The sequence below is a fragment of the Actinophytocola sp. genome (assembly GCF_036402745.1).
GTDB lineage: Bacteria > Actinomycetota > Actinomycetes > Mycobacteriales > Pseudonocardiaceae > Actinophytocola.
This window is the reverse complement of the sequence record NZ_DASWSJ010000046.1, coordinates 19,730-30,837: the sequence shown is the minus strand read 5'-3', so window position 1 is coordinate 30,837 and position 11,108 is coordinate 19,730. Positions and strand designations below refer to the sequence as shown.

Annotated in this window: 6 protein-coding genes and 1 pseudogene; 4 read left to right on the top strand and 3 right to left on the bottom strand. The window is 74.1% G+C overall.

What is annotated here, in order from left to right:
• The 3 genes and pseudogenes from VGD70_RS04995 to VGD70_RS04985 all read right to left on the bottom strand — a co-directional run.
• Positions 1 to 248, bottom strand: a pseudogene (locus tag VGD70_RS04995) (hypothetical protein); the annotation flags it as partial.
• Positions 245 to 1,213, bottom strand: coding sequence for a hypothetical protein (locus tag VGD70_RS04990; RefSeq protein WP_331078571.1), 969 nt, complete (start codon positions 1,211 to 1,213; stop codon positions 245 to 247). The pseudogene VGD70_RS04995 and the gene VGD70_RS04990, both read right to left, overlap by 4 nt.
• Complete coding sequence (locus VGD70_RS04985) at positions 1,210 to 5,832, bottom strand: polysaccharide lyase family protein (RefSeq protein ID WP_331078569.1); 4,623 nt, start codon at positions 5,830 to 5,832, stop codon at positions 1,210 to 1,212. The genes VGD70_RS04990 and VGD70_RS04985 overlap by 4 nt, the downstream gene beginning before the upstream one ends.
• A gap of 204 nt (positions 5,833 to 6,036) precedes the next feature.
• On the opposite strand from VGD70_RS04985, the gene VGD70_RS04980 reads away from it, so the two are divergent.
• From VGD70_RS04980 to VGD70_RS04965, 4 genes are read left to right on the top strand one after another with little or no spacing between them, the layout of a single operon-like run.
• The gene (locus VGD70_RS04980) at positions 6,037 to 7,149 is read left to right on the top strand and encodes an extracellular solute-binding protein (RefSeq protein ID WP_331078567.1); all 1,113 of its coding nucleotides are present in this window, start codon (positions 6,037 to 6,039) and stop codon (positions 7,147 to 7,149) included.
• Positions 7,146 to 8,924: a CoA-transferase gene (locus VGD70_RS04975; protein ID WP_331078565.1), complete on the top strand. Its 1,779-nt coding sequence runs from the start codon at positions 7,146 to 7,148 to the stop codon at positions 8,922 to 8,924. The genes VGD70_RS04980 and VGD70_RS04975 overlap by 4 nt, the downstream gene beginning before the upstream one ends.
• Positions 8,921 to 10,066: a CaiB/BaiF CoA-transferase family protein gene (locus VGD70_RS04970; protein WP_331078563.1), complete on the top strand. Its 1,146-nt coding sequence runs from the start codon at positions 8,921 to 8,923 to the stop codon at positions 10,064 to 10,066. The genes VGD70_RS04975 and VGD70_RS04970 overlap by 4 nt, the downstream gene beginning before the upstream one ends.
• Complete coding sequence (locus tag VGD70_RS04965) at positions 10,059 to 11,105, top strand: aldose 1-epimerase (RefSeq protein ID WP_331078561.1); 1,047 nt, start codon at positions 10,059 to 10,061, stop codon at positions 11,103 to 11,105. The genes VGD70_RS04970 and VGD70_RS04965 overlap by 8 nt, the downstream gene beginning before the upstream one ends.
• Positions 11,106 to 11,108: the final 3 nt, after the last annotated feature.

The following is an 11,108-nucleotide window of genomic DNA, read 5'->3' as shown; positions in this document are numbered from 1 at the left end:
CGCAGGTCCAGCTCGGCCGCGTAGGAAGCGCAGCGCGAGGCGCCGTAGCGGGAGTCCAGTGTGGACAGTACCGGCACCGACGGGACCTCGGCCAGGTCCACGACGAACAGCACCCGCACGGCATCGGGCGACACGCGCAGGGCCGAGGCGTGGTTGACGCTCAGCTCGCCCAGCGGGTGCGCGGCCGCGGGACCGGCGAGCAGCAGGAGGAACCCGAGAACGGCCCCGAGCACGGCAGCGAACCTCATCGCCGTCGCCTCGCCGCGGCTGCGGCCGCGCCGATGACCACGATCAGGACGCCGCCGACCCACAGCACGCCGGGAACTCCGCCGCGCTCGCGCCGGACGGCGGTCGGCACCGGCGGCGGCAGCGGGTACGGGGTGATCGACGTCGCGATGAACAGCTCCTCCGGGCGGTCCGCCGGCACCTCGACCGCGCCGATGGCGAGGAACGGCGGGATGTCCTGCTCGGGCACCAGTGGATCCGCCGTGCCTGGCCGGAATCGCAGCAGCCCGCGGCTGGTGCCGAGCAGCACGCCGTCCGCGGTGGGCAGCGCGACCAGGACCGCGAGGCCCTCGGTGCCCGGCACGACGCGGTAGGCGCCGCCGTTCGACGTGTACGCGCCGTCCGCCGTGCCGGCCACCTGGAGCGCGCCGAGCCGTGCGGTGACCAGCACCGGCCGCCCGAGCACCGAGGCGACAGGGCCGGCGTCGTCGGCGAACGTCCGGCCGCCGTCGCCGGAGCGGTGCCAGCCCCGGGCGCTGCGCACCAGCACCGTGCCGCCCGTCCTGGTCAGCGCCAGCGGCTCGACCGGCAGCACCCGGTCCCACCGGGACAGGTCGGCCGGCGCGCGGAACAGCCCGCCGGAACCGCCGGCCAGCACGGACCCGTCCGCCGGGTCCTCGCTGACCACCCGCACCCGCTCGCCGATCGCCGCCGGGCCGACCCGCGCCCAGCCGTCGCCGAGGTCGTCGCTGCGCAGGAGCCCGCGGTCGGTGGCCTCCCACACCCGCGGCGGGTGCGGCGCGGACACGTCGAACACCGTGCCCACCGGGTGCAGCCGGTTCAGGTCGAACCAGATCCGGCCGCCGTCCACGCTGCGGTACGCGCTGCCCCAGTTGCCGTGCGGGTGCGCGGCCGCCGGGCCGGCCGGCGGCACACCGGCCAGCACCAGCAGCACGACCGCCAACGACAGCGTGAGCACCCGCCTCATGGCAGCTGTCGCACGCCGAAGCTGTCGTAGACGAGCCACGAGCCGGACGGCCGGGAGATCGTCACGACGTTCTCGCCGGCGTGCAGGGCCGACGCGGGCAGCGTCACGTTCACGGTGACCGGCCGGACGCCGCCGTACTGGTTCGGCTTCCCGTCGCCCCAGTGGTAGCCGTCGCCGCCGCCCGGTGGGAGCCCGATCGCCTCGCCGTCCGTGCCGTTCACCGCGACCCGGACGTACGGCGGGTGGAAGTTGTTGGTGTCCAGCAACCACGCGGTGAACGTCAGGTTCTTGTCCGGTGTGGACGGCAGGGTGAAGCGGAACGTGGCCGGATGGTCGCGGTTGTCCGCCCAGTTGTCCTGCGGCCCGGGCTGGATGTAGCTCCACGCGCCCTTCGGGTCCTCGCCCGCGGTCAGGTCCACGCCGTTCGGGAACGTCGTGGTGTAGGCCGCGTACCCGCCCGGGGACAGCGCGAACTCCGCGGTGCTCAGGTCCTGCCTGCCCACCATGGCCACCGGCCGGCTGACCGACGCGGGCAGCTCGGCGGCGGTCTCCGGTGCGCCGCCGGTGGTCCGCAGCGTCAGCCGGTGGGTGCCGAACGAGCCCGCGGGCGGCGTCACGACCAGCGGCACCGTCCTCGACTCGCCGGCCGCCAGCGCGACCACGGTGCCGTCCCCGCCGACCGTCCATCCGTCCGGAGTGGACAGTCGGACCGTCGGGGAGACCGGCCGGGGCAGGTTGTTGGTCACCGTCACCTGGACCGGCTGCCCGGCGCCCTCGACGAGGTCCAGCTCCGCCGGCGTGGCGAGCACGTCCACCGGGTTCACCACGGTGAGTGCCAGCTTCGTCGGCAGCGCGGAGCTCGCGCCGAGGTCGGCCGACGCGGTCAGCACCACGTCGCCGGGTGCCGTGCCGGCCGGCACGGCGACCGTGAACCGCGCGTCGAACGCCCTGCCCGGCCGCAGGTCGCCGACCGGGACGGTGGCCGGTGACACGGTGATCCCGGCCGGCGCGGACAGCCGCACCGAGCCGCGCACGGTGCGCGGGCTGTCGTTGCGTAGCTGCGCGGTGACCACTGTGGACTCACCGCGAGCGACCACGGGACTGGCCGCGCGTGCGGTCAGCGACAGCATGGGCTGCACCAGCACGGTGACGATGCCGTGTGCCTCGACCGGCACCCGGACCGTCCGCCCGTCGGCGGACAACGGCCGCACCGCACGCTCGGTGGCGTCGGCGAGCTGCGCGGCACCCACCTGGAACGGGAGCGTGACGGTCGTCGTGCCGTCCCGGCCGGCCACCTCGAGCAGCCGCACGGTCAGCCCGGGCGCGCCGTCGTCGGCCCGCTTGACGGTCTGCACGGTCACCCCGGGCCGGTCCACCGACACCAGCGAGTGCGCGCCGGGGTGGTAGGCGCCGGGCCGGCGGTCCGGCACGCCGACGCCGTGCAGCGTCGAGTGCACCTCGGCGCCGAACCTGGTGGCGGCGACGGCGTCGTGGCCGTCCGCGTGGCTGCCGATCGCGTACCGGAAGGTCACCGGACCCTCCTGCGCGATGCGGTAGTTCGTGCCCCACAGGTTGTTGTGCGTGTAGGAGAACACCGAGCCGGACTTGGGCCGGTACCGGTTCGGGTCGAGGTCCACCGTGCCGCCGTCGAGCCGGCCGGGGCGCGCCTGCCACTCCTGGGTGCGCAGGTGGTCGAACTCGACCATCGGCGCGCTCGGTGCGGAGAACAGCACGCCACCGCGGTCGTCGGACACGTCGGCGTAGCGCCCGATCGCCTGCCAGTCCAGGGCCGCGCCGGGCATCTGGTCGTCGTAGAACCGCACCGACGCGGCCGGGATCTCGTAGGTCACGTCGGGGTTGTCGACCTCGAACGGGAACGCGTAGTACGCCTCCTCGGCGGTCTCCACCCGGGTCTTGTCCACCGTGTTCGCGATGTCGATCCGCGGGATGCCGTCGGTCAGCGTGATCCGCTCGGTGAGCGCGCGGACACCGCTGACCGCGCCGCCTGCGCCGGGGTCGTGGGTGATCTCCAGCGTGGCGGTCACCGGGCCGTGCGAGACCACCCGGACCGTCGCGTCCGTCGGTGTCCACTGTCGACGGTCGGAGGTGAGCTTGTCGTTCCACTTGTTCGTCCCGGCGTCGTTGGGCCGGTACAGGAACTGGTTGACCGCGAAGGGGGAGTCCTGGTCCACGAGCTCGCGGCCGGTCCGCTTGTCCACGATGGACGTGACCGCGCCGGTCCGCTCGTCGAGCCGCAGCGTGTAGAACTCGTTCTCCATGCCGTGCTCGTCGACGCGCAGCGCCGACTCGCGCCCACCCCGGTCGTCCCGCTCGGCCGGTCTCAGGCCGTAGGTCTTGTAGCCGACCGCGGGCACGTCGCGGGCGACGAACCGCAGGGTGATCCGGCCGCCGGTGCGCGACACGACCTCGTAGGGCACCTCGCGGTCGCCGTCGGTCAGCCGGAACGGTCTGCCGCCCAGCCGGCCCTCGCCGACGCTCAGCGTCACGAGCCCGTCCCGCTGCCAGGACTGGGCGTTGAACACCGCGACCGACGGCCACGGTCCGGGGTTGGCCACCTGCCCCGCCAGGTCGGCGAGCGTCGAGTCGAGCGCCTGCTTGGACAACGTGCCGGCGTCCTCCGCGAACGCCCGCTTCACCGGCCACTGTGGATCGTCCCAGTTGGGTCCGGACGCACCCCACGTGTGCTCGGTGTACAGCTCGGCCTGCCGGTACGACTGGTCCAGTGTGGACTGACGGCGGCCGTCGGTCGGGGTGGTCATGCTCGCGAGCGCGCCGAGGGTCTCGGCGTCGGCCGTGCGGTCCTGCGCGTCACGGGTCAGCGCGGTCTCCCGGGCCGAGGACCCGGCGCCGTCCACCCACCAGTCCGACCAGTCGCCGCGGTTCACCGGGAGCTTGTCGACCCCGCGCCGCTCCAGCTCGCCGAAGAACCGGCGCGGCGTGGACACGACGACCTTGGGGGAGGAGTAGGTCTCGTTGAACCGCTTGGCGAAGTCGGAGAGCCCGAGCTGCGCGGGGATGTTGTCCAGCCGGAACATCGCGAGGTAGAGGTCCTGGTCGAAGCCGGTCGCCTGCACGGTGCGCAGCCGCGCGTCGATGTTGGCCACGGACTGGCCGAAGTCGGCGACCGGGTTGCCGCCGGGGAACAGGCCGTAGCCCTCGGTGTAGTTGGTGTCGGGGCTGGTGTACCAGGTCAGCACCCGGTCGCCGTTGGGCGCCTCCCACCAGAACAGGCCCGGCTTGGTCGACTGGGGCGAGTGCGGTGCCCGGGTGGCGTTGTGCCCGACCACGAGGTACTTCACCCCGGACTTGTGCAGGGCCTGCACGTACTGCCAGCTGACCGCGGGGGAGTCGTTCTCGAACGCGGTGACCACGTCGGTGTCGAACCGCTGCTCGAACTTCTTGGCCCCGGCGTAGACCATCCGCACCATCTGCTCGCCGGTCTGCAGGTCGTGCAGGTTGTTGTCGTAGGACGCGGTGATCTCGATCTGGCCCGACCGGATGCACGCCGCCAGCCGGTCCAGCTGGCTCTGCGGCCGCTCGCGCACGTAGTTGTCCAGGGCCCACATGCTCTCGATGCCCCAGCGGAACTTCGCCGCCTCCGGGTAGTCCTTCGTGTTCTCGCAGCCGGTGACCGCCTGGTCGAGGTACTCGTTCTGCTGCTTCTGCACCACCGACTGCAGCCCCGTGTAGCCGATGTCGAGGTGGCTGCCGTGGTCGATGTGGAACTCCCAGCGGCGCTGGTAGGGCAGCGGAGCGGTCAGCTCGGCGGCGCCGGCGCCGCCGGACACGGTGACCTGCACCGGGTCCGGGCCGGGGGCGGGCACGACGGTGATCCGCTGGGTCGAGGTGCCCGGCGGGACGGTCAGCGTGGTCGTCGAGGCCTGGCCGCTCTGGGTCGCGGTGAACGTCGTCTCGGCGGCCGGGCCGTCGTTGGTGACCGACACGTCCACGAGCTGGCGCTCGGCACCGTCGCGCTGTACGAACAGGACGGTCGGGGCCAGCGAGTCGAGGGTGAGCCCCGGCGGCACGCCGCCCGCGGATACCAGCTCGATCCGGTCGTAGACCGCCCACGAGCCGGTGGCGTGGGTCAGCGTGAACACGTTCTCGCCGGCGTGCAGGGCCGCGGCCGGCACGAAGACCCTCGCGGTGGACGGGCGCACGCCGGTGTTGCCGACGTGCCCGCGGCCGGCGCCGCGCTGCAGCTGGCGCGAGCCCACCGCGGTGCCGTTGACCGACACGTCCAGCCGCGGTGGCGCGCTCTCCTGGGTGTCCAGGTAGTGCAGGGTGAGGTAGGACGACTCCGCCTGCGCCGCGGTCAGGTTCGCGCGCAGGGTCAGCGTGTGCGGCCGGCTGCCGGCCCAGCCGTCGATGGGTCCCGGCTGGATGTAGGGCAGGTCGCGGGCGGGGTCGTCGACGCCCACGGTGAAGTCGGCGTCGCCGGGGAACGCCGCCGCGTAGCCCTGCCATCCGCCGGGGCCGAGCGCGAACTCGGCGGCCGAGCCGTCCGCCGCGCCGATGCCGAACACGGCGTCCGCCGCGGCCGCCGCGGCCGGTGGGCACAGCGCCGTGACCAGCAGTGCCGCGAGGGCCGCGGACACCGCCCTGAGTGGTCCGGGTGAGGTGCGCCGGGTCCTTCTCCGCATGGGAAAGGCCTCCCACTTCGTCGTGTGGCCGTCAGCCCTGTACTGGCAGACTAGTATGCTAGTACGGTGGCAACAATGCTCCGTCCAGGCGAATCGAGCGGGCCGCGGCCGGCCACGGGATTGTTGACAGGCGACTCGTTAAAAGGTTTTACTCCGTCCATGACCGTACGGCTGCGCGGCCTGTGCTGGGACCATCCCCGGTGTGTCCGACCGATGGCGGCGGCCGCGGCGGCGTACCGCGCGGTCCGGCCGGACGTGGTCCTGGAGTGGGACGCGCGGCCGCTCGCGCAGTTCAACGACCAGCCGGTGTGGCAGGTGACCGGCGGCTACGACCTGATCTTCGTGGACCACCCGATGGTCGGCGCGGTCGCCGCGCGCGAGGCGTTGGTGCCGCTGGACTCGGTGCTGGCCGCCGGCGAGCTGGACCGGATCGAGGCGCGCTCGGTGCACGGCGGCGCGTACACCTGGGACGGTCGCCGGTGGGCGCTCGGCGTCGACGCGGCGTGCCAGGTCGCGGCGTTGCGCGCGGACCGCCTTGGGGCGGACCAGGTGCCGGCCACCTGGGACGACGTGCTGGCGCTCGCCAAGTCGGCGCCGGGCTCGGTGGCGCTGCCGCTGTACCCGAGCGACGCGATCTGCGGCCTGATGTCGTTGTCTGCCAACGCGGGCCTCGCGGCGGGGGAGCGGCCGGGCTGGCTGCACCCCGACGGCGCGGCGATGCTCGTCGAGCTGGCCGGGCTCGTCGACCCGGGGTGCTTCGACCTCAACCCGCCCGCGCTCCTCGACGTCATGGCGGGTGAGAGCGACATCGCGTACGTGCCGCTCGTGTTCGGCTACGCGACCCTGTCCCGGCCGCCGCTGCGCTTCGCCGACGTCCCGGGCGTGGACGGCCGGCCGAGGGGCGCGGTGCTCGGCGGCGCGGGGCTCGCGGTGTTCCCGGCCAGCCGGCACGTCGCGGAGGCCGCCGCGTTCGCCGCCTGGTGCATGGACACCGGCGTGCAGCGCGACGTGCTGCTCGCGGCCGGCGGGCAGCCGGGCAACCGGCTGGTGTGGGACGACCCGGGCGCCGACGACGTGGCCGGCGGGTTCCTGGCCGCCACCCGGCGCAGCATCGACGAGGCGTACGTGCGGCCGCGGGAGGCGTGGTGGCCGGCGTTCCAGCGCGACGGCGGCCGGCTGCTGGTGCGGCTGCTGCGCGACGGCGCCACCCCCGGGCGCGTCGTCGAGGAGCTCACCGGGCTGGCCGCGCGCGCCGAGGAGGCCTGCCGGTGACCGGGCCGTGGGTCGACGGCGTCGAGGACCTCGTCGCCGGCATCGGGTCCGGCAGCCGGGTCGGGGTCAGCGGCTTCCACTTCACCCGCGCGCCGATCGCCGCGCTGCGGGCGCTCGCCGGCACTGGGGTGTCCGGCCTGCACTACATCGCCTGGGGCGGCGGGCTGCCGCTGGAGCTGCTGCTCGGCCACGGCGCCGTGGCCCGGGCGACGCTGTGCTTCGCGAGCCTGGACGTGCTGGGCCCGGCGCCGCGGTTCCGCCGCGCGGTGGAGTCCGGCGAGCTGGAGCTGGACGAGTGGACCGCGCTCGGCATCATCAACGGGTTCCGGGCGGCCGGGGAGAACCTCGCGTTCGAGGTCATGCAGGAACCGGAGGGCTCCTCGCTCGGCCCCGGGTTCTCCCGGCGGCTGGCCGACCCGTTCGGACTGGACAGTCCGCCGATGAGCGCGGTGCCGCCGCTGCCGCTGGACGTCCTGCTGCTGCACGCGCAGCGCGCGGACGACGACGGCAACGTGGAGCTGGCCGGCGCCCGCGGGCTGGACATGCCGGCGATCTTCGCGGCCCGCGAGGTGTACGTGACGGTCGAGGAACGGGTGCGCCGCGGCGAGCTGGGCGCGCCGCGGTCGTTCGTGCTGCCGCGCACCTTCGTCACCCGCGTGGCCGAGGTCCCGTTCGGCGCGTACCCGACCTCCTGCCTGCCGCACTACCCGGCCGACTTCCGCGCGCTGCGGGAGATCGTCGACGCCGGGCCGGCCGGGCCGCTCCCCGGCCCGGCGCTGGTGGCCGCGCCGGCGCGGCGGGCGGTGCTGAGCGCGCGTGCCGCGCTGCCGGCCGAGCGGGTGAGCGCGGCGCTGGCCGCGACCCCCCGGGCGGCGCCGGCTGAGTACACGGCTGAGTACACGGCGGAGTACACGGTGGACGAGCTGATGGTCTGCGTGCTGGCCCGCACCATCGGGCCGACCGGGATCTGCTCGGTCGGCGCGGCGAGCCCGCTGCCCACCGCCGCCTACCTGCTCGCCAAGCACCTGTGGGCGCCGGAGCTGGTGCTGATGTCGCACAGCGGCGGCCTCGTCGACCCGCCCGTGCGGCCGCTGTCGCTGGCCGCGGCGGAGTTCCTCGACCACCACCTGTCGGCGGCACACACGGGCGGCGACGAGACCTACCACTGGTACTACCAGCGCGGGCTGATCACCCACGAGGTCGTCGGCGCGGCCCAGGTGGACGCGACCGGTGCCACGAACAACCTCTGGGTGGCCAAGCAGGACGGCACCCCGGTGCGGCTGCCCGGCCAGGGCGGCATGGCCGACGTGGCCAACCTGCACGCGAACTTCATGATCTACCTGCCGCGGCAGAGCACCCGCAACCTGGTCGCCAAGCTCGGCACGGTCAGCGCGCGGCGCGCCTGGCACGACCCCGAGGAGCGGCGCCGGTTCGGCCTGCGCCCCGGCCGCACGGTGGTGCTGACCGACCTCGGGATGTTCGAGTACGACCAGGACGCCGCCGCGCTGACGCTGCGCACGCTGCACCCCGGGGTGCGCATCGAGGACCTTCGCGAGCGCACCGGGTTCGACGTGCTCGAGGCCGCCGACCTCGCCACGACCGAGCCGCCGACCGAACGTGAGCTGACCGCGCTGCGCACGGTGGTGGACCCGCTGGGCGTGCGCCGGCTGGACACCGTCAGCTCGGCCGACCGCCAGCACCTCATCGACGCGCTCCTCGACGTCGAGGAGCGCATCCTGGACGATCTCGTCGCGCATCGAGTGGAGCAGTCATGACGGACACCAACGGCGGACCGCTGGCCCACGTGCGGGTGCTGGACTTCACCCAGCTCCTGCAGGGACCGCTGGCCACCCAGATCCTCGGCGACCTCGGCGCCGACGTGATCAAGGTGGAGAAGCCCGGCGGCGAGTGGATGCGGTTCTGGGGGATCCTCGCCAGCACCACCGACGGCGAGATGGACAGCTTCCTCGCGTTCAACCGCAACAAGCGCAGCGTCACCGCCGACCTCAAGGACGACGCGGTGCGCGACCGGCTGCTGGCCCTCGCCGCCGACGTGGACGTGGTGGTCGAGAACTTCCGGCCGGGGGTGATGGACCGGCTCGGCCTCGGGTACGACGACGTCGCCCGGGTGAACCCGAAGATCGTCTACGCCAGCTCGAGCGGCTACGGCCAGGACGGACCTTACCGCGACCGGCCGGGGCAGGACCTGCTGGTGCAGGCGCTCGCGGGCGCGCTGCACCTCACCGGCCGCGACGGGGACCCGCCGACGCCGTGCGGGATCGGCTTCAGCGACGAGTACACCGGGCTGCACCTGGTGGTGGGCATCCTCGCGGCGCTCTGCCACCGGCAGGCCACCGGCGAGGGCCAGCGCATCGCGGTGGACCTGTTCTCCTGCACGGTCGCCGCCCAGCAGCAGGAGCTCACCGTCTACCTCAACCACGGCGAGCCGATGCCCAGGGCCAAGGAGAACGTCGGGCACGTCGGCGGCACGGCGCCGTTCGGCACGTACCCCACCGCCGACGGGCACCTGGCGCTCGCGATGATGCCGTGCCCGGAGCTGGGCCGGATCCTTGGCGTCGGCTGGCTGGACGAGTTCGACACCAACGACAGGATGTTCGCCGAGCGCGACGTCATCCACCGCAGGCTCGCCGCGCACTTCGCCACCGACACGACCAAGAGCTGGCTGGCCCTGCTGGACGCGCACGACGTGTGGTGTGCCCCGGTGCAGGACTACGCGGCCCTCGACGACGACCCGCAGGTCCGGCATGCCGAGCTGCTGTGGACGGTCCCGCTCGGCGAGGACGGCGCGAGCTTCCGCACGGTCGGCTCGCCGTTCACGTTCTCCGCGACGCCGGTGAGCCTGCGGCGCGGGGTCCCGCGGGCCGGCCAGCACACCGACGAGGTGCTCGGTGGCTGACTGGGTGGACCTGCCTCGCGGGTGGCGCGGGCTGGCGCTGCGCTCCGCCGAGGTCGAGGTGGTGCTGCTGCCCGGCAAGGGCTGCGACGTGTACTCGTGGGTCGACCGCCGGTCCGGGGTGGACGTCCTGTTCAAGACGCCGTGGGGGCTGCCGCCCGCGGCGCCGGGTGCCACCGGCGACTCGATGACCGGGTGGCTCGAGCGCTACCCGGGCGGCTGGCAGGTGCTGTGCCCCAACGGGGGAGCGGAGGCGACCGCGCCCGGCGGGGTGCGCTGGGGCTTCCACGGCGAGGCCTGCCTGGTGCCCTGGGAGGTCGTGGACACCGGGCCCGGCTGGGCGGAGCTCACCGTCCGGCTGCACCGGGCGCCGCTGCGCCTGCGGCGGCGGATCACCCTGGCCGGGCCGCTGCTGACGATCGACGAGTCGGTCACCAACACCTCGCCGGACGAGCTCGAGCTGATGTGGAGCCACCACCCGGCGTTCGGGGCGCCGTTCCTGGGGCCGGACTGCGTGCTCGCGACGAGCGCGCGCACGCTGGTCGCCGACGACGAGGCGCCGGGCACGCTGCTGGCCGCCGGCTCGACCCACCCGTGGCCCCTCGTGTCCACGAAGGACGGTGCGGCGCTCGACCTGTCCGTGCTGCCGCCGGCACCCGCCGCGCAGCTCGCCTACCTCACCGACCTCGACGAGGGCTGGTTCGCGATCACCAACACCCGGCTCGGGTTCGGCGTCGGCATGCGCTGGCCGACCGAGGTGTTCGGCCACGCCTGGTTCTGGCAGGAGCTGAGCTCGAGCCCGGGCTACCCGTGGTGGCGCGAGGCGTACGTGTGCGCGGTCGAGCCGGCGAGCACGATCCCCGGCCAGGGTGTGGATGCCGCGCGGGGCAAGGGTTCCGGCCTGCTGCGGCTGGCCGGCGGGCAGCGGCGGGACGTGCGGGTGGAGGCCGTGCTGTTCCCCGCCACGGGCAAGGTGTGCAGGATCGGCCCGGGTGGTCTCGTGGAGACCGAGACCCAGGCCGGAGAGCCGGAAGGAGCGTGACTC

Bases quoted from the DNA above. Each gene is read 5' to 3' on its own strand.
- VGD70_RS04990 (WP_331078571.1), bottom strand. From the start codon at position 1,213: ATGAGGCGGGTGCTCACGCTGTCGTTGGCGGTCGTGCTGCTGGTGCTG.
- VGD70_RS04980 (WP_331078567.1), top strand. From the start codon at position 6,037: ATGACCGTACGGCTGCGCGGCCTGTGCTGGGACCATCCCCGGTGTGTC.
- VGD70_RS04970 (WP_331078563.1), top strand. From the start codon at position 8,921: ATGACGGACACCAACGGCGGACCGCTGGCCCACGTGCGGGTGCTGGAC.